At 58.5% G+C, this 24,560-nt stretch carries 24 protein-coding genes and 3 pseudogenes; 18 read left to right on the plus strand and 9 right to left on the minus strand.

Going from position 1 to position 24,560, the window contains the following annotated elements; translation table 11 throughout:
- Positions 1–51: 51 nt before the first annotated feature.
- Entirely contained in the window at positions 52–360 is a 309-nt protein-coding gene (locus B9H04_RS19040; RefSeq protein WP_241988183.1) for a hypothetical protein, read from the minus strand.
- Here B9H04_RS19040 and B9H04_RS02290 point away from each other — a divergent pair.
- Positions 256–2,484 (plus strand): hypothetical protein, encoded by a 2,229-nt coding sequence (locus B9H04_RS02290; RefSeq protein ID WP_394334716.1) that lies wholly within the window; start codon positions 256–258, stop codon positions 2,482–2,484. The genes B9H04_RS19040 and B9H04_RS02290 overlap by 105 nt on opposite strands.
- Positions 2,485–2,519: 35 nt before the next feature.
- Here the strand turns inward: B9H04_RS02290 and B9H04_RS19555 are convergent.
- Positions 2,520–3,676: pseudogene (locus B9H04_RS19555) on the minus strand (Fic family protein).
- Between the two features lie 235 nt (positions 3,677–3,911).
- On the opposite strand from B9H04_RS19555, the gene B9H04_RS02305 reads away from it, so the two are divergent.
- Positions 3,912–4,259: a hypothetical protein gene (locus tag B9H04_RS02305; RefSeq protein ID WP_080508537.1), complete on the plus strand. Its 348-nt coding sequence runs from the start codon at positions 3,912–3,914 to the stop codon at positions 4,257–4,259.
- Positions 4,260–4,403: 144 nt separating this feature from the next.
- Here the strand turns inward: B9H04_RS02305 and B9H04_RS19060 are convergent, their stop codons facing one another.
- Complete coding sequence (locus B9H04_RS19060; RefSeq protein WP_080508538.1) at positions 4,404–4,694, minus strand: winged helix-turn-helix domain-containing protein; 291 nt, start codon at positions 4,692–4,694, stop codon at positions 4,404–4,406.
- Between the two features lie 403 nt (positions 4,695–5,097).
- Between B9H04_RS19060 and B9H04_RS02315 the strand changes: the two genes are divergently transcribed.
- Complete coding sequence (locus B9H04_RS02315; RefSeq protein WP_080508539.1) at positions 5,098–5,424, plus strand: PadR family transcriptional regulator; 327 nt, start codon at positions 5,098–5,100, stop codon at positions 5,422–5,424.
- A complete protein-coding gene (locus tag B9H04_RS02320) occupies positions 5,421–5,900 on the plus strand; it encodes a hypothetical protein (RefSeq protein ID WP_080508540.1) in 480 nt (159 codons plus the stop codon). Before B9H04_RS02315 ends, B9H04_RS02320 begins: the two co-directional genes overlap by 4 nt.
- A gap of 740 nt (positions 5,901–6,640) precedes the next feature.
- Here B9H04_RS02320 and B9H04_RS19490 read toward each other — a convergent pair.
- Entirely contained in the window at positions 6,641–7,261 is a 621-nt protein-coding gene (locus B9H04_RS19490) for a hypothetical protein (RefSeq protein WP_321163280.1), read from the minus strand.
- Between the two features lie 51 nt (positions 7,262–7,312).
- Here B9H04_RS19490 and B9H04_RS19495 point away from each other — a divergent pair, with 51 nt between their 5' ends.
- From B9H04_RS19495 to B9H04_RS02335, 3 genes are all read left to right on the plus strand, one after another.
- Positions 7,313–8,074 carry a hypothetical protein gene (locus tag B9H04_RS19495; protein ID WP_321163281.1) on the plus strand — a complete coding sequence of 254 codons (762 nt, stop codon included), beginning with the start codon at positions 7,313–7,315 and terminating at the stop codon, positions 8,072–8,074.
- A gap of 719 nt (positions 8,075–8,793) precedes the next feature.
- The gene (locus tag B9H04_RS02330; RefSeq protein ID WP_049929716.1) at positions 8,794–9,015 is read left to right on the plus strand and encodes a hypothetical protein; all 222 of its coding nucleotides are present in this window, start codon (positions 8,794–8,796) and stop codon (positions 9,013–9,015) included.
- A gap of 160 nt (positions 9,016–9,175) precedes the next feature.
- Positions 9,176–9,829, plus strand: coding sequence for a hypothetical protein (locus B9H04_RS02335; RefSeq protein WP_049929717.1), 654 nt, complete (start codon positions 9,176–9,178; stop codon positions 9,827–9,829).
- Between the two features lie 8 nt (positions 9,830–9,837).
- On the opposite strand, the gene B9H04_RS18530 is transcribed toward B9H04_RS02335, so the two are convergent.
- Complete coding sequence (locus tag B9H04_RS18530; protein ID WP_162141804.1) at positions 9,838–10,377, minus strand: twitching motility protein PilT; 540 nt, start codon at positions 10,375–10,377, stop codon at positions 9,838–9,840.
- Here B9H04_RS18530 and B9H04_RS19500 point away from each other — a divergent pair.
- The gene (locus B9H04_RS19500; protein ID WP_080508549.1) at positions 10,288–10,674 is read left to right on the plus strand and encodes an HVO_A0114 family putative DNA-binding protein; all 387 of its coding nucleotides are present in this window, start codon (positions 10,288–10,290) and stop codon (positions 10,672–10,674) included. The two genes, B9H04_RS18530 and B9H04_RS19500, sit on opposite strands and share 90 nt — an antisense overlap.
- A 607-nt stretch (positions 10,675–11,281) precedes the next feature.
- Here the strand turns inward: B9H04_RS19500 and B9H04_RS02350 are convergent.
- The gene (locus tag B9H04_RS02350) at positions 11,282–12,556 is read right to left on the minus strand and encodes an RNA-guided endonuclease TnpB family protein (protein ID WP_049929719.1); all 1,275 of its coding nucleotides are present in this window, start codon (positions 12,554–12,556) and stop codon (positions 11,282–11,284) included.
- On the minus strand, positions 12,553–12,690 hold the full coding sequence (locus tag B9H04_RS02355; protein WP_080508541.1) for a plasmid partition protein ParG: 138 nt from the start codon (positions 12,688–12,690) through the stop codon (positions 12,553–12,555). The genes B9H04_RS02350 and B9H04_RS02355 overlap by 4 nt, the downstream gene beginning before the upstream one ends.
- A 47-nt stretch (positions 12,691–12,737) precedes the next feature.
- Between B9H04_RS02355 and tnpA the strand changes: the two genes are divergently transcribed.
- On the plus strand, positions 12,738–13,136 hold the full coding sequence (gene tnpA / locus B9H04_RS02360; protein WP_049929720.1) for an IS200/IS605-like element ISHez3 family transposase: 399 nt from the start codon (positions 12,738–12,740) through the stop codon (positions 13,134–13,136).
- 92 nt (positions 13,137–13,228) lie between these two features.
- Here the strand turns inward: tnpA and B9H04_RS19395 are convergent, their stop codons facing one another.
- Positions 13,229–13,354 (minus strand): hypothetical protein, encoded by a 126-nt coding sequence (locus B9H04_RS19395; RefSeq protein ID WP_276325162.1) that lies wholly within the window; start codon positions 13,352–13,354, stop codon positions 13,229–13,231.
- 86 nt (positions 13,355–13,440) lie between these two features.
- Here B9H04_RS19395 and B9H04_RS02365 point away from each other — a divergent pair, with 86 nt between their 5' ends.
- The 5 genes and pseudogenes from B9H04_RS02365 (at position 13,441) to B9H04_RS02385 (ending at position 18,823) form a co-directional block, all read left to right on the plus strand.
- On the plus strand, positions 13,441–14,316 hold the full coding sequence (locus B9H04_RS02365; RefSeq protein ID WP_049929721.1) for a TrmB family transcriptional regulator: 876 nt from the start codon (positions 13,441–13,443) through the stop codon (positions 14,314–14,316).
- A 90-nt stretch (positions 14,317–14,406) separates the two neighbouring features.
- Positions 14,407–15,555 carry an NAD-dependent epimerase/dehydratase family protein gene (locus tag B9H04_RS02370; protein ID WP_049929722.1) on the plus strand — a complete coding sequence of 383 codons (1,149 nt, stop codon included), beginning with the start codon at positions 14,407–14,409 and terminating at the stop codon, positions 15,553–15,555.
- Positions 15,548–16,537, plus strand: a complete 990-nt coding sequence (locus tag B9H04_RS02375) for an NAD-dependent epimerase/dehydratase family protein (RefSeq protein ID WP_049929723.1) — start codon at positions 15,548–15,550, stop codon at positions 16,535–16,537. Before B9H04_RS02370 ends, B9H04_RS02375 begins: the two co-directional genes overlap by 8 nt.
- Positions 16,534–17,574, plus strand: coding sequence for an NAD-dependent epimerase/dehydratase family protein (locus tag B9H04_RS02380; protein WP_049929724.1), 1,041 nt, complete (start codon positions 16,534–16,536; stop codon positions 17,572–17,574). The genes B9H04_RS02375 and B9H04_RS02380 overlap by 4 nt, the downstream gene beginning before the upstream one ends.
- 241 nt (positions 17,575–17,815) lie before the next feature.
- A pseudogene (locus B9H04_RS02385) lies at positions 17,816–18,823 on the plus strand (IS110 family RNA-guided transposase).
- 225 nt (positions 18,824–19,048) lie between these two features.
- Here the strand turns inward: B9H04_RS02385 and B9H04_RS02390 are convergent.
- A pseudogene (locus tag B9H04_RS02390) lies at positions 19,049–19,927 on the minus strand (IS1595 family transposase).
- Between the two features lie 415 nt (positions 19,928–20,342).
- Here B9H04_RS02390 and B9H04_RS02395 point away from each other — a divergent pair.
- The 4 genes from B9H04_RS02395 to B9H04_RS02410 are packed head-to-tail and all read left to right on the plus strand — an operon-like array spanning position 20,343 to position 24,548.
- The gene (locus B9H04_RS02395; RefSeq protein WP_080508550.1) at positions 20,343–21,416 is read left to right on the plus strand and encodes a glycosyltransferase family 4 protein; all 1,074 of its coding nucleotides are present in this window, start codon (positions 20,343–20,345) and stop codon (positions 21,414–21,416) included.
- The gene (locus B9H04_RS02400) at positions 21,413–22,945 is read left to right on the plus strand and encodes a flippase (protein WP_049929726.1); all 1,533 of its coding nucleotides are present in this window, start codon (positions 21,413–21,415) and stop codon (positions 22,943–22,945) included. The genes B9H04_RS02395 and B9H04_RS02400 overlap by 4 nt, the downstream gene beginning before the upstream one ends.
- Positions 22,946–22,996: 51 nt before the next feature.
- Positions 22,997–23,857, plus strand: coding sequence for an alkaline phosphatase family protein (locus tag B9H04_RS02405; RefSeq protein ID WP_139835023.1), 861 nt, complete (start codon positions 22,997–22,999; stop codon positions 23,855–23,857).
- A gap of 55 nt (positions 23,858–23,912) precedes the next feature.
- On the plus strand, positions 23,913–24,548 hold the full coding sequence (locus B9H04_RS02410; RefSeq protein WP_080508542.1) for an IS6 family transposase: 636 nt from the start codon (positions 23,913–23,915) through the stop codon (positions 24,546–24,548).
- Positions 24,549–24,560: the final 12 nt, after the last annotated feature.

The raw sequence follows: 24,560 nt of genomic DNA on the forward strand, positions 1-24,560 counted from the left end.
TCTGCGGACATCAGTAGCACGACGTATCGTCCCCGATCGGCGGCACAGCTATCAGGCGTTGCTGTGCCTATCTGTGCTTGCCGTCGTGATACCGACGCAGGAATCCACCATCAGATAATGCAACGAAACCCCAGCAGCCGACTGTATGTTGATAAAAACGGGAATCTTCGGGCGTATCGGCTTGATGCCGTTCGACTGATCTTCCCTGGGATTGCCGACGATACCGACGAGCGGCGCCTCGATGGCCTGCTGCCGTTGGACGATGTCGCCGAAGATATTCTTGACGAGTACGGGATCGACCTGCTTGAGTTGTTGACGTGGCCCGGGAAAGCCCAGCAGGAGTATTTCCTGATCGGCCACAGTAGCCAGGGCAGAGCAGACTCCCGACTTAAGAATCCGGAGGAATCGGAATCAGACACTACCGATGACGCTGATGTGAGTACCACGGACACGCAAACGACGCTCTCAGCCGCAACCGACGGTGGCAACGGTGAAGACGATGCCGACAGTGAGGGTGACACTACGGGATCGTCGGACGGAGAGCCCGACCAACCCGTCTCAGACGGGCGAGACGGAGACCGAGACACGCGGGCTGAGCGCATCAAAGCGATCGTCGACGATCACTACGGTGATAAACTCGGCACTGAGATCTGTACCGTCGATCTCGGCCCCATCGGGAAGATGCCGGTTCCCACAAGTCGGCTGCTCCAACCGGCAAATCTCTCGATCACGTCGCCAGAGGTCTCTCGAAAGTCCGCGACGGCTGACCTCGTTCACGACCTCAACGACGAACGGATTTCGTATCTACACCAGAGTCTGCTGGGGCCGGCCGGGAGTTCGGCGCCGCACGATTATCTCATTACCTCACGACTCGCGCCGTTTGGAACCGGCCACGGGATCGTCACCGAAGACGACCTCACGCGGCATGTTGAGGCGGACAACGACTACCGAATCTCCGATTACGTGCCGGGGCCGTCCACAGATAACTGGGGGCTCCCAATCGAGAAACACAAGCGATACGCGAACAAGCAGACCACACACCCGTCGCAACTCGAACAGCTCGATGAGATGAGCCTCCGCGATGGATCGATCGAAGCACTTGCTGCGGGCGACCCCGAGTTCCGCGCGATGCTTGGTGGGCGCGTCCATAACGACGATCGCTACGAAGAACTCTTCGGGGCCTACGGCCGGATCCCAATTGAGAAATCCGAACTGAAACACCTCTTCGCCGCCCTCCCCACGTATTTCGAGGCGAGTTCGTTTGGCCGACTCACGACCATCGATGAACCAGACTTCTCGACGGAGCAACTCGGGAGCCATGCACCCGGTACGCGTCAGTCCTACGGCACGGATCATCCCGGTGATTCGACAACACTGTCTGACAGCTCTGACGAAGAGTCAGACAGGCACAAAGAGTTGGTCATCGAGCGGATCAAGTTTCTCCTTCGGCACGGTCACAAGATTATAGCCGTGGATCAGGACGTTATCGAGGTTGACCTCTCAGATCCCGATCCAACCGAGTCACAATATCTGAGCGGCGAGTCTCGGCCTGATATTGTGAGCAAAAAAGACGGCGAGATTCTCTTTCATGAGATCGAAGTCGAAAACGACTCGAAGCCGGCAGCGCTGCTCACGAATCTCGCACGGGGCGTCTATCACGATCATCCTGTTCACGTCATCACCGAATCCCAGTCTGAGGCGCAAGGCAAACTGTGGTCGGATCCGCCCACCGCCAAAGATGGTCCTGTCAGTATGGCATTCAAAGACACTGACGAGAGAGGGACAATCATGTACAACCAACAGAAAGATGTCTCGACTGAAGCGTGCTGGTATCTCTTGCCCCGCGATCTCTCCGAATCAACGTGGCGGGTACTACCAACGGATACTGTCCAGTTGGTTGGCAAAGACGGATCCATCCTCGCAGAAGGCGACGCGGAACAGCCGGTTGAGTCGTACGAGTTCCACACGCCCCGCGTGAAAAAAGACGGCAGCGACTGGGTACTGGAGTCGGCCTCCGGCGAGGAACTTCGCCGGCGACGGAGAAAAGACGCCGCCACAAGCGGCTACACGTTCGTCTGGAAGCCGCTTATTCCGACGCAGTTCGAGTACCTCGCGAACACGACCGTCGAGTTCCAGTCGGAGAACGGCTTCACGATCTTCGAGAAGCCCCCGCTGTGGGAGCAACCACAGCAAAACGCGTCAATTCGGTACGAAGATGCTGCGAAAGCATTCGTCGAGTTATTCACGATCGAAGACGAAGGCGCCGAGATCCCAATTCCCACGCTTCGCCGGCGGTTCAAAGCCTGGTACACCGAACAGACCGATCTGAAGGAGCCGAATGAGACCTGGTTCGGGCGCGCACTCCGCGCCTACTTCGAGGTTGACGACGAGGACGATCACAACAAGACCCTCGTCGGTCGGACGTTCCGGTTCTCTGAGGGGCTCGAGTCACCGGATCTGTCCTTTATCGAGGACGCCGAGTAGAACCACACCGTTTCCGGAACCCTCCGGAAACCCAGTCAACGGTGTGGGGCGCGCTCTAGGATATCGAAGATGTCGACTGCTTTGTACTCCCGGTTGCGCTGTTGGCCAGTTACCTCGATAATCAAGCCCTCTGTTTCGACTTCTTCGATCGAGTTGTAGGCTGTCTGTCGGCTCACATTAAATCGCTCCGTAATATCGTTCGCAGTGAAGTAGGGAAGCTCGAATAGATTTCACACGAGTTTGTGACTCGTCTTTTGAGCCGAATATTATGTTTCGTACTCTCGGCGAAGTTCGATCAGCTCGAACGTCCGCTCGTAGGAATTGCGGGCTTGATCTTCAATGCCGTCAATAAAGAACGTAATCCAGTCACGCCAGTTGCCCTCTTCGCTGACCGCCCGCATCTTTACAACGTACTCCTGCTTGTTCCGATTGAAATAGGCACTCGGATAGAGATACAGATCGGACAGATAGCTGGCCTCGAGGAGTTGTAACACGATCAAGATGCGTCCAAGGCGCCCATTGACATCTGACAGGGGTGAATTGTCTCGAAATGGTAATGAGTGATCGCCAGGTCAACTAACGGGTGATACTCGCCCCCTATCTGAATGTACGCCTCCAGTAAGTCCATTAACTCTGTGACGGTACTTGCTGGCGGCGGGACAAACGGCGACTGACTTCGGTGTGGTGACGGAATGTGAACGTCGCTATCTCGCCACTCTCCGACAATTTCACCTTCATTCCGGACCCCTTTGAGAAGTGTTTCATGGAGGGATTTGAGTAGTGCTACCGAGATCGACACTCCGCTTTTGATCGCATCAGCCCCGTCTCTGAGAGCTTGTTCAGCGTTGAGTGCTTGTTGTAAGTCACGACTTACATTCTCGGTGTCGCCGGACTTGCCTCGTGTGTGATACGCGTACACCTCATCCATATCGACATCTGCGCCTTCAATTTCGGCAGTTTCGAGAGCCTCGAGGCTGAGAAGCGACGTGTACAACACCGACGAGAAATCGGTTGTTGGACTGACTCCATCAATGCGACCGAGCGGAAACGTCGCGTCCGATATCGTCGCTGTGAACTCGTCATCGATCTCGATTGGGGATTAGACGGACAACTTCTCTGGAATGTAGTAGGGACGAGGATGTGACTCCCGGTAGTGTCCCGGTGCCTCCGAAAGCAAATATTGCGTTCTCATTTTGAATTAGATTTTGTGTGACGTGTCTTAATCATACTATTTATAAACTAGTTTGAATAGTGGGTGCCATATCTGACACTAAGTGTAACGGGCCGTCGCTCCGCTAGCCCGTACAGGTCACAGGGTCCGATCGTATCCGCTTCCAGTAGTCGTGGAATCGCAGTCTAACGATACTCCTGAGCGATCAAAGTACCATGCTAGGATTCACGGATCTGTACTATAAAACCCAACATGTATGAGCGAATCTAATGATCACACCCCATTCCCGGTCCTTCCTGATACGGACGAGTATACAGTCCTCAGCTTTCTCGTCCGATACAGCGGTGAGCGCTTTACTCCACCTGAGATCGTCGAGCAGACGACTGTTAGTGAACGAGAAATTTCCGAAACGATGGAGTACTTACTCGAACACCAACTCATCTGCCACTCTGCGGAGACCTACTACGTCGATCCAGATCAAGGACCTGAACTCAAACGCAGACTCAAATCAATTGATGCTGTGGTACGTCTGTTTGAATATACACCCGATGATGATATCTATAGTGAAGGAGGGTGGGAGGACCAAGTGGAATCGATACTGTAGTATATTCGGTTCCTCAGCGAAAAGACCCAGATCTAGAGCCCGAGAGTGGAGATCGCACGAGGCATTTTTGAGTCACCGCAGTCGTACTGGTTTCGAACACGGTAGTTTGGTCAGCCACCGTGATCAGTACATTCAGCTTCCCGTTCAGGCCGTGTCGTGATCTCCCGTCTCTTCGTCGAGATACCGCCAATCTTCAGTGTCCAAACGACCTTCGAGATACGCCTCGCCGTCTTCAGTGATCACATAGACCCCATTTCCAAGATGATCGACTAATCCCTCTTCAGCTAATTTCTTACATCTCCGATCCACTTGTTGACGTGAATATCGGATTGGACCTTCTCGCTTCATCTTGGTGGGTGACCCAGATTTATGCTCAGATAGATACTCTAGAATACGGTCATCTGCCGCAGTCATCCAACTACCCGCATATCTCATAGGTCTCTCTGTTGTTCCAAGGTCTATATTACGGTCGGATCGCACTCTTGAGTATTGGTGGCTACTAGAATTGTCGCCGTCATATTAATAAGACAAGAGCGTATGTGATTAATCACGGAACCCAAGTGACGAATCTTCGGCTCGTGAGAAAGTGTAGAAACCCCGACCGCGGTGCTCCAACACCCGGCCGGGACGGGTTCTGTGCAGTAACACAGAACCATGCTAACGCTGGCAACTGCGGGGCTTAAGCCCTGCGAGACGACTGACGGATCGAACAGCAACAGCACCACCTGTCGCCGTTGTACAAACACCGCTGATGGGTACGACGCTGTCGTCGATGGCCCACTCTGTACGACATGCGCTGAAACACGCAGTGTCGACGAAGAGACCGTGGAGGGGGACGATGCCTAACTCCCACGCCGAAAGCGACACCGCACATCCACTCGCCGGTCTCTCAGCCACCCACCGCGACCTGCTCTGGCTACTCTCACAGACTGGCCCGAGTGAACTCCCTCCACTCCGGCAAGCACTCGCCGACTACTACACCGACGGTATCGATCGAACCCACTGCTGTGACACACTTGAGGCTCTCAGAGAACGCGACCTCATTGCCAAACAGACCTACGACACCACCACGTACCGGCTCACCGAGTCGGCTCGACGCGCACTGTCTGCCCGGCAAGCGTGGCAGGCTGGCAATCTTTCCACCACGGAGAAGGAGGACGAATGACGCGGCCCACCGCCGACAGGACAGTCGCAGATCGCCAGCAACTCGCACGCATCTCACTCGATACCGACAACCTGATCTGCCAAGTGTGCGGGCAACCGCTTCAGGAGGGTGCCGACGTCACCGCCTACGCCTACCGAGCGGCAGGTGACCCCGCGTACGAAATCGGCTACGTCATGTGCGGAGGCGACGGTCACGAACATCCGACCGTCTTCACCCGCGGGGTTCGCGAGGAGGTTCTCATAGGTCACATCGGAACCTGTGCTGACGTGCGTACCCAGTCGACGACGTACATCCTCCTCGATCCAACCGTTGTCGTCAGGAGTCCGGCAAGGAGCTCGGAGCCGCACGTCCAGTCGGCCGCTCCAACACCCCGCACCCCAATCCACCCACCACAGCAGGAGCCAACGCCGTTGCTTACTGCCGTTCGCGAGCACGCCCGCTCTGATGGTGGTACGCCACGTGGAGGATCGGAATGATCCTGGCCGCTGTCGCCCACCAGCACATTCGTCGGTGATCGCTCGTGGGACCACGCCAGCCTGCGGGTCGTGAGCGGGGGATCCGGCTCATTAGCCATGAGACGGAGCGTTCCACCGAGGGACCCGTCTGTTCAGCGGTCTCGCCGCGGCTGACCGAGTGGGTTCCACAGCTACTCAGTGAGCTCCACCCGCACACCGAACGGACGATCCGTACCTCCGCTACCGACACAGATCCGTGACGCGCAAGTACACAAATCCTCTCGGAAAACTGCCCAGCGTGGCAGGATCTCGACCAGCCGTGGACCGATGATGTCGCCGAAGCCGTCGCGTACACCCGCGCGGTCACGGCACTCGCGCTCACCTATGAGGATGACCCCGTCAAGGAATGCTCATCGCATCACCGCCACCGACATGACGAGCTGGCTGACACCGTCACCACCATCGGGACGGGCCGTGGCCCAGTCAATGCCGGTCTCGGCGCACTCGCGAAGGGACCGGTCGCAGTACACCGCGAACTCGCCGACCAGCCTCGCGTCCTCACACTCTTGTTGGACGGCGAGGCGTGGACCACGCTCACGGGTCGACTCACGGGCGTCCGCGCAGTCGCGGCGATCACCGTGCTCGCCGACGGATTCAATGTGAGACTCGTCGCCTCGCCCGCCGTGCGACGACACCTCGCCAAGCGGTATCCTGAGTGGACCGGGATTCACCTCGGTCTTACTGAGCGCCGGGATCGGTCCCTACAGGGTAGGCGTTCCACGCAGTGTACTCCCACCGAGACCACGGTCGATACGGTTTGGGAGGCGATCTGTGATCTCGATAGCGAGCCGGGAAAACGACGCCTCCTCAGCAATCTCAAGCGCGCCAACGGTCGAGCCTATCGCGACCTCGCTCACGACGACGCGATCGATATCGCTCACGGCACCGTCAGCCGGTACGTCCTCGACCTCGAAGCGCGCGGCCTTGCGACTGTCGACAGTCGCGGCCAGCACAACACCGTCCGGCTCACCGATCTGGGCCACTTGGCCGTCCAAGAGTGCCTCGACGGCGACTCTGCCCTCGTTCACCCGAATCAGCCTCGACTCGATGGGGGTCTTACTGTAACCCCTCACGAACTCACAAGTACAGTGTCGTCCCACCGGAGGGGACCAGAAGTGACTCCCAGTAGCGACGAGTGGCTGGCGACGACCGGCGACCCAGACGCGGACGCTGACTACGTCCAGTAGCTCACCGGCCCGGAGCGCACCTGCGACCACCGGCTTCACGAGCGATTCGCCACCGTCGCCACCGACGACGCGCTCACGCTCGTCGACGACCAGCCGCACTCGTTCGACGACGGCCGTGTCGCGTACCTCAGTCACAGAAACGGTGAGACGCTCATCGTCCTCTAGTGGGGCGGGCCCCTCGCCACTTTGGGACGTCTCGCGGGCACCTTACTGGGCGAGAAGGCACTCTCGACAATTCTGACGCCCTCGCGACTCGGCCACGAATTCGACGCGATCGATGAAGGCACCCACGAGTATCCCACCGACCGCATCCTCCGCCGGGGCCACCAAGTCGGGTGGTACAGCGACGAGGAAACCACCTACGGGGCGTGGCGCGGTCGGATCACGACCGTTCGCGACCGCCTCCTTGAACGAGTCGCCGCGCTCATAGGGAGTGATGACACCGCCGCGCGCAGCGAACTGTTTGAAGATCTCCACAGCCTCATCGCCTCGGCGACGCAGCTGTACCACGCGGTCGGCATCGATCTCACAACGACGATCAGGATCCCCGACACCGACGCGCTCGCTCGCAACGAGACTCGGCGTGCGGACCTCTGTGGGTTCCTCGCCAAAACGGCGCCCAAACAGTCCGTCTACGGGATCCACTCTGGGTACCGGATGCTGTTCGAAGACCGGCCCGCAAAGCTGTGCCGGCGGCTCCCCTCCGAAATCGATCGCAACGCGACGATGGATCTCACGATGTCGTGGGTGCTCACCGGTCCGACGGTCACTGAGCTCCGCGACGAGATCGCTGACACCCTCTCGACAGAGCTCACGACGGTCCGCGAGTCGATCGCCGATGGCACCGAAGCCGCACCGACTCTCGAGATTCCGGTCGTCGACGGGATGACCTACCCCGCCATCCGGCGGGTGATCGACGAAATTGCGATGAGCCACAGTGTTCAGTAGACCGCCCGCGAGCGCCAGCGGCTAGTTCGGGTGTGTCTGCGCTCGTTCGGCCTGTCGGACACGACCCCAAGAGCGTGTCCGTACGACGTTGTAGCGAGCCTCCTGCGAGCGCTGAACGAGTCTCGGACGCCGATGTGTCTCGACGTGGAACGGGCGGCGGCCACGCTCCCGCCCACGCGCTTCCGGCCCGATCTCACGCCGACGGCCACCACCCTGTACGCCGCCCTGCTTCGCGCCGGCCGGCCGCTCGGTCGGACCGACCTGATCGAGCGAGCCGGCATCTCGGCGAATAGCTACGATCGCCGTCTGAGTGCCGTCCGCAATCTCGGTCGAGTGGTTGCCGTCCAGGTGGATGGCCACCGCCGGTGGAGCACCGGCGACGCGGCGCCAGCGCCGGTCGGTCACTCACGCTCCACCAGCAAGGGGTTCATACAGGGCAGGGGCAGCTCCACCTCGAAGCCGCTGGTGCCGTCTCGGCGGCCAGCTACTCTTGTGGAAGTCCGTGGTGTTCAGACGGAGCTCCAGCCACGAAGGCATACGTCGCTTCCGGCGGGTCAAAACTGGCACCCATGGGCAGTCGCGAGCGTTCACCCCGACCAGCCGTCGCGAGTCGCACAGATCGCTCACCACTCCCTCGAACATCCAATGACGAACCCACCCACCTCGACGACAGTCGCATCGACGACAAACGCACAGCCGACGACGAGCGAGGATCCGCAATGAGCGGCCCGGCGATCGACCTCGAGACAACGCTCGGCGCGCGGCGAGAACCGTTCGTCCGGGAGTTGCGTGATCGGCTGCTGCTGTTGCACCGTCGAAGCTCCCTCGACATCGAGGCGCCGGTGTTCCCTGGAGCAAGCTACGGCCCGTGTTACCTCCCCGATCGGACGGGCAACAGCGAGGACGTCGGCGCCCGTGACAACGACTACGAGATCAGGTGAAAATGGTCCCTAAAGGGTTGTGTAACCGTCGATATCCATTCTTTCACCAGTATCGTGAAACAGTACTTTTAGTATGGGGATCTATGAATGTGTCGACCGATCGGCGATGTTCGATCCGTCATAACCCGCATGTGTTTATGGCCTGATCCTTCGAGTGCCGATGAACGGCAAGCACACAGCTGAGACAGTCGAAAAGTACGCGGCCCGGAAGTCCCTCACACGGACTATGCGGGAGATGTCGAAAGAACCGCACACCGTATCGCACGTTACCGGATCGGAAATTACCACGACCGCGCTCGAAGACGATGGAGTCGATCACATCGAGAGTCTGCTTGAGAGGACAGAGGTGTGGCGGATCGAACCCTGCCTCAACGATATCACGGCGGCCGTCGAGATCGCTGAGACGGTCGTCGCTCATCCAGACACGATCAACACGGAGGTGCGGATCTGCTACGCAGACGATGACACGATCCGCGACCTCCAGCTCTTGGAGACGGACGGCTCACAGAGAGAGGCATATGAGACTGCCGTCGCACAGTTCATCTCCGTGTTCACCGAGCACGCGGAGGGGGAGTCACTCAGTATTGACGAGCTGTCCGACGGCCTGAATCGCTGGTATTCGAACTTGACTGGCAACTCAATCGGTCCGTCGTGGATTAGTCGATCGCTTCTAAGTCTCGATATCGAGGTGAGCGACCTTGCGATCTCCGATCGGCGTTGGGCCGACGGTGCCCAGATATTGACGTCCGTCCGGCGCCCAACAGGAGATTCTGAACCTCTCGACGCGGCGGCTATATATGTACGACAGGGATGACCCTATCTTCAGTACCGATCGAGAAACGCAGCGAATTCGCGGGCCGGCGATCGGAATCCCGCCTCGTCGATCCAGCGTTTGAAGTGCGTATCTGCGGTCTCCGCATCGAGGTCGCCTGACTCGATGGCCCGGATGAGAACGCCGATCGACCCGGTCACCGCCACTTCGCGTCGGCTCGCGATCTCGCGTGCGTCGCCATCGTCGGTGACTATCGTGCCGTCGCTCGCGTCGGCGACCGCCAGCGCTTGCGTCTCTCCCGGATCGAGGGTCTCACGCAGTTCCGCTTCGATACGCGCCGCCGCGAGTGACGGCGCAACGACCGGGACGGTTGCGTCGAGGGCCGTGAGGGCCGTGTCGAGATACGGGTGCGTTTCGACCCCCGATGCGAGCTCTCGTTCGACGGCAGCAACGGTGACGACGCGGGGAAGGCTCGCGAGGAGGTCGAGTTTCCATCGACGCTGCGTATCACCTCGCTCCCAGCTGAACAGGCGCAGGCGGCGGCAGTAAATCGCGCTGAACAGTGGGAACAGGGCGATGATATCCCACACGTCGTCAACTTCGAAGATCGTGCTCGGCTTCGTCAGCTTCTCACGGATCGGCAGATGGAGCTACTCGAAGAGGTGATGGAGCGACCACCGGAGAGCATCCGTTCACCGGCCGACCGACTCGATCGTGACGTACACGATGTTCACGACGATCTCAACCTGCTGGCTGAGTACGACATCATCCACTTCGAAGAGGGGGGTCGTGCGAAGAAACCGTATGTCCCGTACGACACGGTCCGGCTTGAGTTTGAGTTTGGCCTGCCGCGCGATGAAGGGTCAGGCTCGGCCGCATCCGCGTGAGCTGTAAGTTGTTTCAGGAGATATCCTCTGAGAGTCCTGTTTATAAGCCCGATGGGGGTAGCGGGCTGACAAGAAAATCTCGCTATGTGATGAGCGACCATACAGAACAGACGCCGGACAGCGGCGTCAACAATGAAAAGCAAGATGACGAACCGTTCGCGATCGAGTACACGCCTACACGCGCAGGTCGATGTCGAACACGATTTGAACCACGCTCGGACGGCCCGGGCTGGTGGCGGATCGAAGACAAGTGGACCGGCTGTACGTGGCGGCCGGTCGGCCGTGAACCAGTTGAGGATATCTGTCTCCACGACGGACGGGTCAGCGATCTGGGGGGTTCGAGTGAAGCAACTACAGACCGTCGTGATGAGTGACGAGACGTACGACGGACCCGGCGAGGGGTCGGAACTCTCACTGCTCCGCGATGATGACGTGTTCTACTTGCTGAGCCATCATCGCAAGCGGGCCGTCTTGTTGCTACTTGCGGCTGCCCCGCATTCGCGGGTTCATCTACAACAAGTGGCCCAGACGCTCACCGCGCTTGAGGAGGACTGTACACTAGATCAGGTGAACCGCCTCGGCGTCAAGCCCCGAGGCTTCCCGTGGGTCAGTCGGACACTCCCACGACACCATCGGTCTGATACCCTCTAGCGGTGTCGTGGGTCACGGTCGGGGCGTCCACGGCCCCCGATGCCTGCCGTCGCACCGTCCGAACAACGGGAAGGCTGTTGAGAGCAGGCACATTCCAATCGAGTTTCTTGCTGCCTTTCACGGCGATATTGACGCTTGCACCACGGTCGCTGTGGTCTTGATGTTCACAGTCCTTGCACTTGAACCGCTTCTTATTGCGGTTCGCACGCTCCGTGTGTCCGCACATCGGACACCGCTGGCTCGTGTACCCGGGGTTAATCCACGCGGTCGGAATGCCTCCGAAAGCCGCCTTGTACGACGTATAGAACTGGAGAGCGCGGAAGGGGAGGTGATGCAAGCGTCGGTTCATTCGCGTGCCGTAGTCGATACTGTCGCGCATCTCTTTGAGGTCTTCAAAGACGATACACGGTTTCTCGAACTGACGGCTCCACTCCACGATATGCTGAGACACCTTGTGGAGTCGATCGCGGACAAACCGTTCTTCGCGCCCTTTGAGGGTGTCGTGGATGCTGTCTTTCCCCGCGTTCTGCACACGCTTCCGCATCGTGAAGTAGCGGTGACGCTCGAACTTGATTTCGGGGAAGCTGATGACCAACGTGTCCTCAACGCCATCTTCGGACAGAGCGGTGAGGGCTACGTTGTCCTCGTTCACGTCCACACCGACGACCGTCCGCGAGTCCTGCTTGCCTCGAACGGTCTGTTCGGTGTTGGTGACGTTGACGTGCAACTCAGGGGTATCGTTGTGGAACAGGGCTTCAGCCGTCCCAATCTTCCACTCGTCGCTTTCGAGTGCGGTCTGGAGAATGTCGAGGTTGGCGTCACTTCCTTTGAGGACGCCCCTGACGTGGTTGTACGGCTTCGCGCTGATGCGGAACACCACGTCACCGCCATCGGTGAGCGACAGATTGTACCCTTCCTCGTAGTTCGCACGAAGCGGGTACGCACCGTCCTTGGTGTGACTTGGCTGGCCGAAGTCGTCGTACTCGTAGTAGTTCTCCATCGCTCCGAGTGCTTTGGCGACGACGCGCTGAGTCGTGTTCTTCACGAGGTTAGCGTCGTCGGCTACTCGGTCGGGAATGGTGTCCCAGTCCACGCCATCTTTGGCGAGTCGGATAGTTTCGTTGTATACTGAGCGGGCTTCGAGGGTGGCATCGTATAGCAGGCCCCCGTTGTCACTCTGGATGTCGAGTTGGAAGTCCAGCGTCTTGACGAGGGCCTGTGCGTCGGTCATCCTCCGGATTCGTCGAGCCAGTCGTTGACGAGTCCGCGCACTACGTCGGACTTGGTTTCGTCAACCTCGATGCACTTCTTCGAGAACTCCTTGTACACATCGTCCTCGAAGTCCACGGACAGTCGTTTCGTCATCTCACACTCTTACTGAAATACTTAATTCTTGTCCAAGTACTGTCTGTATGGGTGAGAAGCGGTCTAACCACACGGTGTACAACGTCAACTACCACTTCGTGTGGTGGCCGAAGTACCGCCACGCGATACTCGCACCAATCGAGAAATCGCTGGAAGCAAGTTTCCGCGACGTGTGCGACGAATACGGCTACGAGATACTGTCGCTACACATCTCGCCCGACCACGTACATCTGTTTGTCTCCGCTCACCCGAAGCACTCACCGAGCGAGATTGTACGGACGGTCAAAAGCATCACAGCGCGGGAGATGTGGGAACAGCACGAAGCGTTCTTGGAAGACTACCTGTGGGGCGGTGGATTCTGGGAGGAATCGTACTACGTTGGGACGGCAGGCGATGTTTCGACCGGCACTATTGAACAGTATATCGAGCGAACGGAACACGTTTAGCGGAGCGTACGGCCTTCACCCTCGGGGTCAAGCCCCGAGGCACTCGGCCTGCTCCGCCTGTAGACGGCCGTCAGTTCGTAATCGGTGGCGGCCTACTCTCCAGAAGGATTTTCATCGCGATCGTCCGAGAGGCGCTCCCAGATCTCAGTACAGCCCGCTCCATCAGGAATGTCTGCGAGGTGAGCGTCGTCGTCTTCAGAGGGCGTATGGTTACTCATTTTCTGAGTAACCGTATTAGACGGTGGCACATAATTGTTCCGGCGCCACCAGTACGTACTTACGGAACGAATGAGCACGAACATCCATGGCTGATTCCGCAGACGACCTCTTTTCGTTGCTTGATCTGACGGAGTACGAGGCCGACGCCTTAGAGGAACTGCTACTGTTGGGGCGGACAACAGCGCCCGACCTCGCTGAGGCGACTGGCATCCCAAAGGCGCGGATCTACGGCGTACTCGACGCGCTCTCAGAGGCGGGGTACGTGAAGGTGATTCCGGGTCGGCCGAAACAGTACGAGCCACACGAGCCGGCAGCGATCGCTGAGCGGGCGGTCGAAAACCGTCGGCACGCATATGAGCGGTTCCGTGAGGATGTTGAGGCCGTCGAGGAAGCGTTCGTTGATGAATACACACCAGTCCGGGACCGCGGCGTTGATGAACTCAGCCCGACAGAGGACCTATTTCACGTGGTCGACGTGGGCGAGCCGAGCGAACAGGAGACGCGGCGGCTCTTTCGCGACGCAGCGGAGGCGGTGTACGTGCTTTCGAAGAGCTTTGGGTACATTGACGCGGTCCGGCCTGCGATCCGAAATGCGGTTGACCGCGGCGTCACGGTCGACGTCCTGTTGTTACATCCCGACTCGTTGTCGCCAGACAATCGGCAACGGCAGGCCGAGATCCGTGAACTGCTCGCCAACGAGTTCCCGTCAGTTACTGTCCGCGTTAGCGACCGCATGCTGCCATGGCGGGGTACGTTCGCTGATCCGAGTCTCTCGTATGAGTCGGGCCAAGGACTGCTTATGGTCGAACAAGAAGAGGTGCCGAACCACCATCGACAGGCCGCCGTCACCGAGAACCCATCGTTCGTAGCCGGGATGTGGCAGTATTTCGACCTACTGTGGCGCCATGAGAGCGTTCCAGCTGACCCAGACCCATCAGCCAGCGATACCGTTAGGGAGTGAGGCGACCGCCGCGATTCTGAATGGGGCGTTACCAGCGAACAGGATCAACCGGAAAGCCTTTACTCGTAGTTACTCGACTATCGAGTAACCATGACGGTCCTACTCACCGGTGCCGATGGCTATCTCGGCTGGCCGACCGCGCTGCGACTAGCGGATCGCCTCGACGAGCGCATCCTCTGCGTCGACGACTTCTCGCGGCGCGACTGGGTCGCCGAGTCGGGGAGCGTTTCCGCGACGCGAATCGAGAGCCCCGAGGAGCGCTTCGAGCGCGTCGAGAACCTCAGCTTGGTCGAGGGCGACCTCGCTGACCGCGACTTCGTGCTCCAACTGCTGGACACCCACGAACCCGACACCGTGCTACACGCGGCCGCCCAACCCAGCGCGCCCTACTCGTCAATCAACGGCGAGCGCGCGCTGTACACCCAGCGCAACAACGTCTCGATGACGCTGAACCTGCTTCACGGGCTCCACGAGACGGGCCTGTCGAACACACACTTCATCGAGACGACGACCACCGGTATCTACGGGGCGCCGCACTTCCCGATTCCCGAAGGCGGGCTGGAGGTCGACCGGAAGGACGGTTCTGATGAGGTGCCGTTCCCGGCGATGGGCGGCAGCTGGTACCACCAGACGAAGTCCTTTGATGCGGCGAACATGCGGCTCGCGGAGTCCCAGTTCGACTTCCCGATGAGCGAGGTGCGGACCGCCATCGTCTACGGCACCGAGAGCGACGAGACGCGTGCCCACGAGAGTCCGACGCGGTTCGACTTCGACTACTACTTCGGCACCGTCGTCAACCGGTTCTGCGCGCAGGCCGTCGCCGGCTACCCGATCACGGTGTACGGGAAAGGCGAACAGCGCAAGCCGATGGTGAGTCTTGAAGACGCCGTCGAAAGTCTGGTTCGGTTGGTCGAGCAGGGCCACTCCGGCGACGACGGCATCGACGTGTACAATCAGGTCACCCGGCCGATCGCGATTGTCGAACTCGCCGAGACGATCGCCGAGGTTGGTGCGGAGTTCGACCTCGACGCCGAGGTGAAACACTACGAGAACCCGCGTGAGGAGGACGAGGAACACAAGATGGAGATGGAGAACGAGCGGTTCCTCGACCTGGTCGGCGGCCAGCGGCAGGAGCTCGAAGCGGGTATCCGCGACGTGCTCGGGACGCTCGTCGAGGAGCGGGACCGGATCGCGGCCCACGAGGACCGGTTCCTGCCGGGCGTGCTGACCGATGAGTGAGTCGGGCGAGACCGACGCCGCCCGCGGCGACGGCCGGCGCGTCCTCGTCACCGGCGGCTGCGGCTACATCGGGAGCGCGCTCGTCCCGCGCCTGCTCGACGATTCCCGCGTGAGCGATGTCGTCGTCCTCGACTCGCTGGCGGCGGGCTCGCCGGCACATCTCGCCGGTTGCGTCGGCGACCGGCTCGACTTCCGCCGCGGCGACGTGCGGGAGTACGGCGCCGTCGAGAGCGCGACTCGCGGCGTCGACGCCGTGATCCACCTCGCGGCGATCACCGGCGCCGCGTCGACGCACGACCGGCGCGAGGAGACGTTCGCCGTGAACCGCGACGGCACCGAGAACGTGCTCACGGCCGCGGGGAAGTTCGACGTCGACAGCGTCGTCGTCGCCTCCTCGTGTAACAACTACGGCCGCGCGGCGAGCCGCGACATCGACGAGACGACCGAGCAGAACCCGCTCAACCCGTACGCCGAGTCGAAGGTCGCCTGCGAGCGCCTGCTCGACGAGGCGGTCGAGGCGTACGACTTCGACGCGACCGCGCTCCGCATGAGCACGAACTACGGCTGGTCGCCGGGGGTCCGCTTCAACCTCGTGGTGAACCACTTCGTTTTCCGCGGGCTCACCGACCGGCCGCTGACGGTGTACGGCGACGGCTCGAACTGGCGCCCGTTCATCCACGTGCGCGACGCGGCGAGAGCGTACCTCGACGCCGCCTTGGATCCGGACGCGTGGCCCAAGCGGGTGTACAACGTCGGCTCGAACGAGGGCAACTACCGCATCGCGGAGATTGCGGAGATCGTCCGCGAGGAGCTCGACCGCGATCTGGACGTGACGTACTTGGAGGACGAACAGCCCGGCCCCTCGTATCACGTGAACTTCGACCGCTTGGCCGAGACCGGCTTCGAGACGGAGTGGACGCTGCGGGAGGGCATTCGGGATATCGCGAACGAGCTGACCGGTACGGAGGCGACCCAAGCATGACAGACACGACACAGACGGAGACGGACGGTGGGACTGGCAACAAGGAAATCGAGTCGCCGACGGTCGCGGTGACGGGCGCGGCCGGTTACATCGGTAGTCGCGTTGTCGTGGAGTTCCAGGAGGCGTATCCCGACTGGGAGCTCATCGCGATCGACAACCAGTATCGCGGGCAGGTGGATTCGATCGGCGACGTCGACATCGAGCACGTGGACGTTCGGAACCGGGACCGGCTGGAGGACGCGCTCGCTGGCGCGGACGTGGTGTGTCACCTCGCGGCGATCAGCGGCGTCGACGACTGCGACAAGAACCCCGACCTCGCGTACGAGGTGAACGTCACCGGGACGAACAACGTGGCGTGGTTCTGCCGGAAGACGGGCGCAGCGTTGGCCTTCCCGTTCAGTATGGCCGTGTTAGGCGATCCCGAGGAGTTCCCGATCACGGCCGACCAGCCGCGGGATCCGTTGAATTGGTACGGGCGGACGAAGTTGCTCGGCGAGCGGTCGATTGAGTCGTTCGCGGACGGCGCGTTCCCGGCGCATCTCTTCCTGAAGTCGAACCTCTACGGCGAACACGGGGTTGACGGAACAGAGGTTGGGAAGCCGACCGTGATCAACTTCTTCGTGAACCGGGCGCTCGCCGGTGAAACGTTGACGGTGTACGAGCCCGGGACGCAGGCGCGGAACTTCGTTCACGTGAAGGACGTGGCGCGGGCATACGTGCGGAGCGCGGAGCGGCTGTTGGGGCAGTTGGAGCGTGGGGAGACCGGGACGGAGACGTATGAAATTGCTAGTGACGAGGATATGAGCGTGATGGAGGTCGCGGAGATTGTGCGGGAAACGGCGTCGGAAGAGTGTGGGATCGACGTGGACGTGGAACTGGTCGAGAATCCGCGGAGCAACGAGACGATGGTTGGAGAGTTCGGGGTTGATATTTCGGATGCGGGAGAGCAGCTTAAATGGAGAATAAAAGCGTGTGTGGCGGCATCAGTTCAAGAACTATTGAGAGCAGAGCAAGGCACAAAAGAATGGGAAGGGTAGAAAACAAGCTTCGAATTTCGCTCTTGATGGGATGAAAGCCTGCTAAGTCCCCAGCGCATGGAGTAAGAATGGGGTGCTAAAGGCCGATGCTACACAGGCGTCTTCGAACGCGTGCTCTTGATTAGTCTACGTGCCAAGGAAGCCGCATCATGGGACGCCGCCCATCTGTCTGTCCGACAGACGGGCGGCAAGCCCGAATAGGTGTGTCTCTACTCCATGCACTCCCACTCCAGAGGTCACCATGTACTACCTCGGAATCGACCTTCACAAGGACGAATCACACGTCGCTGTTTTGGACGATGATGCCGAGGTTGTCGAATAGATTCGTGTCAAAAACGCGAAGCTCGACGAAGTTGCCGAAGAATACGCCGGAGCTAAAGAGGTGATCAAAGCAACCAGCAACTACTACACGGTCTACGACACCCTCGACGAACACCTCGACGTGGTTGTCGCAGATCCGAGCCAAACCAAAGCGATCGGCTATGCTGAGGTGAAAAACGACCGGCCCGACGCGAAGTTGCTCGCGCAACTTCGCCGAGCCGGCATGATCGCTGAGAGTTATATTCCGTCCGAAGAGCTCCGACAGCGCCGCGCACTTGTGCGCGGCCGGAAGCGATTAGTTGAGAAACGTACGGACTTCAAAAACGAAGTCCACGCTCTCCTCGACAAACACGGGATCACCTACGACTGGGATCCATTCAGTGTGAACGGGCGAGACATCCGCGCCGGCGAGGATGTCTCGCTCGGGGTCGTCGGCGATCAGTCGATAGAGTCGTTCCTCTCGATCATCGACGAGTTAACCGCTCGGATCGAGGAACTCGAATCGTTGATCGAAGAAACTGCTTCGTCTCTTGAGGAGGCGCAGCTGTTGATGACGATTCCTAGCGTAAGTTTCTATTCGTCGCTGCTGATCACCTCGGAGATCGGTGAGATCGACCGATTTGATGAGGCGAAGCAGGTGGTGAGTTACCTGGGATTGGATCCGGCCGTCCGCGAGTCAGGGGACTCGCGGACGGAAGGTTCAATCTCGAAGCGCGAAAGTGGAGAATTACGCTGGATCCTCGTTCAGTGCGTTTAAACAGCGGTTCACCGGTGTAACGATCCGTATCTTGGACGGTTTTACCCTCGATTGAAACAGAGGAAGAATCATCAGATAGCAATCGTCGCAACGGCGCGAAAACTGCTCGTGTCAATCTTCCATATGCTGGAGCGTGAGGAAGTGTATGATTCACCAGAGGTGAGTGCCTGAAGGCCGCGGCCCGGCGGCCCTCATCGGCCGGCCGCAGCGGTCGTAAGCTACAGCTGTCCCTTCACGTTCTGACCGCCTGCCGGCTGGTTCCTGAACCACCACGGTGCCTGCTTGCGGTCTCTCTTTCGTGATCAAGATCGGATCGATCCCGGCAAAAAATATAGTATCGCAGACGTGGTTTGTTGAGCTAGCAGGCTTTCATAGGTGAAGTACGTTGTTGGTGAGTCAGAGAAGTTCTCGAATAATCTGTTTCAGTGCTTCTCCTCTCGGTTTGCGGAGGATTCGTCGCTGAAGTTGGAGCGGTCTGAGATGCGCTGTCAGTTTGTTCTTTGAGACGCCTCGATGTGGCGAGAGCCACCGTCGCGCCAGCGACGCGTGGCTCTCGCACGTGTTCACGTGCGCGTCTCCATCAACGTACTCGCCGTCACCGTGAATAACTGCTTCTCGGTGGAAGTTCTCGTCACCGTCAAGCGGATCGTAGGCCCGAAATCCGTCCGTATAGACAGTCAGCGACTCTTCCTTGTGGTTGTCGAGAAAGAGTCGTACCGTCGCTTCGTCGGCGGATTTCGCCGGGACGATGTACCGCTGACCGGTACCGCGATCAACGAGCGTGAATACCGGCGGTTTGTCCTCTTCATGCGTTCCTCGTCCGCGTTTCGAGAGCGCACGCGAGTGCGACCCTCGGTCGCGCTTGCGGCCTTTCTTCCCGGCAGAAACGTAGAACTCGTCGATCTCAACCGGGCCAACGAGAGAGATGTCTGGCGCGTCGGGCGTTCTGGCGAACTGCTCGACGCGCCAGCAGAGCGAGCGATACGAAACGTCGATTTCAGCGTCTAGCTGGCGGATACTCGTGTTGAACCGGAGGAGCGAGTAGAACGCGAACAACAGCTTGAGGCCAATCTTCGCGTGCGCGAAGATCGTGCCGGTCTTGTCGTTGAACGTGCGGTCGCAATCCTTACACAGATACCGTTGGTACTCTCAATAGCTGCCGTGTTTGATCACCGATTCAGACCGGCAGCGCGGGCAGAGGCCCTCGCGCCAGCGAACCTGCTCCAGCAGGTTTGCGGCGCTCGCCTCTGAGCTCAGCAATTCAAATGGGAACATTATGTTCGGGTGACGCGTTCGCGTCACGCTTGCCCGCTACGCTTTCACAGCGACAGCTCTACCCAACCAACAATCTGCTTCGGAAGAGCGTCGAATTTCAACGTGTATTGGACCAGTGTGAGCCACATGGAATGTACTTGGTTATCAGATCTGTTTGCTTGACCTGGTTAGGATAAAAACACAGCAGTCAACATTCGAGTGGTCCATGTCAGGAACTGGTGATTGAAGTGAGAATCCGCAGCTCTTGGTCCAGAAAGTCACTACACGAGGTGAGTAATCATATCTGTGACGACGTGAGCGCTGATAAGTCTCTATCTCACTGGTAAATACCGCGAGATATATTAATTCCCTATCCGGCTTTCATTACATGCGCGTCCTATATCTAACCGAGGAATCTATCTCTTTTACTGGCGCGATGGTTCGAGGGGGCGCAATCCATGTCCGTAATGTCGTCACCGGCCTCCGCGAGCGAGGTCATGATGTGACACTCCTTGACTGGAACAACACTCCTGAGCGGCCATTTCAAGTATCAATCTCTCCTCGATTTCGGATTGTCGAAGGGCCGCTCCGAACAGTTACCCACGCAGTACAAGCTGGGAAGCGACATAACGTAGATGTACTCGTGTCAAAGACACGTAAGACATATATACCGGGATTGATCGCAGCACGACGGCTGGGTGTCCCTCATGTCGTCCATGTAGGCTCGAGCCTAGATCCACCTGTCAACAGGATGTATGATCGCCTTGATCTAGCGTCGTTTTCAGCACGCTTGCGGGCACCACACGACGGTTATTTTGTTGTCTGTGAACATATTGGCAATCAGCTTCGAAACCAAGGTGTACCCGCCAAACGAATCTTCGACGTACGCAACGCTGTCGATGTGGATCGTTTTCACCCCGATACGATTCCAGAGCCACTCGCCAATCGATTTAGAAACCGCCTCGATAGTGCTGATACAACAGATGATACGCTCAAGCTCGGGTTTGTTGGCGGCCTCCAATCGTACAAAGGACTTGATGATCTAGCGGCCGCTCTGAATCAGGCGAACAGCAAGTGGCACCTGCTAGTGGCTGGTGATGGTCCAAGACGAAACCAACTGGCCGATCGATTTGGAAATCAAGCGACATTCCTCGGGTCAGTACCGTACGAGCAGATCCCCGCTTTATACCACGAGTTCGACATATTCGTGCTGCCTTCTCACACCGAAGGGTTGCCACGGGTTATCCTCGAAGCGCAGGCGACGGCGACTCCCGTTGTGGCGACGCGAGTTGGCGGAGTCCCGAAAGTGATCAGGAACGAGGAGACTGGACTGCTGTGTGACGCCCACGATCCAGCTGGCTTGGCGACGCAGCTGGACCGGCTGGCCAACAAGGACATGCTCGCCGACTATCTCGGAAAGAACGGTCGGGCTACGGTCGAGGCCGAGTTTTCTTGGGACAAACTGTACGAGCGATACGAACGCTACCTAGATCGAGTGGTCATGCGATGAGCGACCTCGATCAGGCGATTCGTGATGTCGTCAAAGGGGCGAGTGTGATCACGTTCGGGCTGGTACTACAATTGTTCATCGCCTTCGTGGCACAGGTAATTGCGGCCCGATACCTTTCAGTTGGAGACTTCGGGGGCCTGACCGCCGGGACAGCACTGCTTGACGTTGGAGCAATCGCCGGCGGCTTGGGCTTGGCGTCTGGGCTCACAAGGTACCTACCGCGGGTCGAAGCGGATAAAAAACGGACGCTAGTGACCGTATTGGTACTCATCTCGGTTGCTTCGTCGACGGCGCTCGGGGCGACGATCGCACTCAACGCCTCGTTCATAGCGTCAGAGATATTTGGCGACCCGAACGTCACGGTTAGTATTCGTATATTTGGCGCTGCGATTCCGTTTGCTACGGTTCTCAACCTCGCCGTGGGCGGCATCCGAGGACAAGAGCGCTCAACGTACTGGGTGATGGTGAAGAATATCGTCCATCCGGTGGCACGCATCTCGCTCGTCGTCGTCGCCGTTCTATATGGGTTGGGCCAGATCGGGATCGCTGGAGCCTACGCTGTCCCGTACGTGATCAGCGGATTCGTTGGCCTGGCGCTTCTGTACCATACCTTGCCACAGTCACGATCTGCCCTCGATCCCAACCGCACAGCAGAGGTAATTCGGTACTCATTACCGTTTACGATTAGCGGTATTTCTGGATTCGTCTACCGGAGCATTGACATTTTCTTGATCCTGTACTTTCTGACTGATGCTGCGACAGGCATATACGGGGTCGCATACGCAGCGACAAGCTTTATGGGGCTATTCTCGACGGCTTTTAATTTCCTGAGTACGCCCATCGCGAGCAGGCTCGAGAAACAAGGAGCCGTCGACGGCGTCATGGAATTGTTTCACACGGTCGTCCGGTGGCTTCTCGTCATGAGTGTCTGTGCGCTCGTCCCGCTCGGCGTGTTCGCAACTGATTTCATTGTGATCATCTACCAGTCGAAGTACGCCGACGGCGGGATAGTTCTGTCAATCCTCGCAGTCGGGTTCGCAGCAAAAAACGTCCTGAGTGTACACAACTCCATCCTCGAGGCTGTCGGGCGATCACAGATCCTCTCGGTTAACAGCACTATCGCAGCAGTCACGAATATCCTGCTCAACTTCGCGCTGATCCCACAAATGGGTATCACCGGGGCAGCGATAGCCACAGTTGTATCGTTCATGCTCCGTGACGGACTGGCGGCAATTCAGGTATACCTCACACTGGATAAGACGCCGCTGACCTGGGGATCGGTTCGACCTCTCGTGCTCGGAATGCCCTTCCTCGCTGTTGTCTGGGCATTTCTCGCACCGGCGATCCCAACAACGTTCCTCTGGCTGGTGGGGGTTACGGTAATGACCGGACTTGTCTATGTTGCCGCCGTACTGGTCGCTTTCGGGCTTACCCCGACAGAGGTCATGCTCATCCGTTCAGCAGAGGAGCAGTATGGTCTCAGTCTGTCACGACTCGACTGGCTGATCCGTCGTCTCGCAAATAAGTGACTCCCTAGCAAATCAATACAAATAAATCAGCAGGTCGGACATCGATGGGCAATGAGTATTGACCCGCGAGACGCTCTCACCGAAGTAGGTAAGAACTGGAACTCCGTCAACTGGTGGCGTAATCGCGTGTTCGTTCCGTTCATCTTCGGTACTGCGACTAGGCTCTACCCTAGATATCCGGGGTACGACGAAGCGGTCCGTGTTATGGATGAAGACTGGGACACGTTGATTGTCCTCGACGCGTGTCGGGCAGACTATTTCGAGCGCGTTGTTGAGATTGACCGTTTCGACGAGTACGAGACGCAGGTTAGTCTTGGCAGTCACTCCAGCGAGTGGACTCGCCGAAACTTCCAAGGTCAGTCCTTCGGCGATACAGTGTACATATCTGCGAACCCGCACACGTCACTCGAGGCCAGCAACGCTTTTCACCACATCGTCGAGTTGTGGGAGACCGATACTGATGAGCGGACTGGCGTCGTGCCCCCTGAAGCTGTCCGAGATGCTGCCATTGAGACCTACAAGAATTTTGACGATAAGCGTCTAATCGTCCACTTCATGCAGCCTCACGGGCCATTCATTGGGAGCGAGATCGGTGACGACCACGAAAATAAGTCCGAGTACTGGCAAGCCTACGCCGAAAATCTGGAGTACGTTATGCGGTTCGTCGATGATGTCATGGAGGCCATTCCCGGAAAAACTGTCGTCACTGCGGATCACGGCCAAGCTTACGCGAGCGGTTTTTCTGAGCTGCTGGGCATCGGCGGTCACAAACCTCGACTCCGGTTCCCATCGCTGGTCGAGGTCCCGTGGGCGGTCCTAGACGGCGAGCGGCGTGAAATTCGAGCCGGTGAGACCGGTGAATCAAAAGGAGAACAAATCCAGGACCGCTTGAAGGACTTGGGGTACCTCTGAGGTCGGTGTTCAGATAAGGATTGAAACGTGAGGCGGTGCGTTTTCAAAGTGATTCATGCCCGAAAACGCCCGCCTCAGCGGCTTTTTAGACGAGATCAGCTTAGAGTTTGTGGAGCGAGAAGCAACACCGAAGTTGTCGATGAAGCTCAGTATTCAGCTCCACCTTGCTGGATTATCGCTTTCGAATACTGTTTCGTTTCTTGAGATATTTGGTGTTGATCGGGTTCGATCCACTGTTCACAACTATGTTCACAAGGCCGATCTACAGCCGGAATCTGGTCGGAGCCCGAATCACGTTGCGGTTGATGAAACGGTGATTCAGCTTGACGATGAACAATATTGGCTGTACGCTGCTGTCGATCCCGACTCAAACGATTTACTCCACACAAAGCTTGAGCCGACAAGAACGAACGTGATCGCAGATCAGTTTTTCGCGGAACTCCGCGAAAAACACGACGTGGATGACGCGATCTTTCTCGTTGATGGTGCGGTTCCACTTCACCGAGCATGTGAAAAACATGGCCTCGATTTCAGATACGAACGACATGGAAATCGGAATAGCGTCGAACGTGTCTTCCGTGAGCTAAAACGTAGAACTGTCTGTTTCTCAAATTGTTTTAGCAACGCCGAAGCAGAAACTGCTGACGAGTGGTTGAGATCGTTCGCCTTCGCATGGAATCAGCTTATCTGAACACTACCCCTC

Origin of the sequence: Halorubrum ezzemoulense DSM 17463, from assembly GCF_002114285.1 — an archaeon.
GTDB lineage: Archaea > Halobacteriota > Halobacteria > Halobacteriales > Haloferacaceae > Halorubrum > Halorubrum ezzemoulense.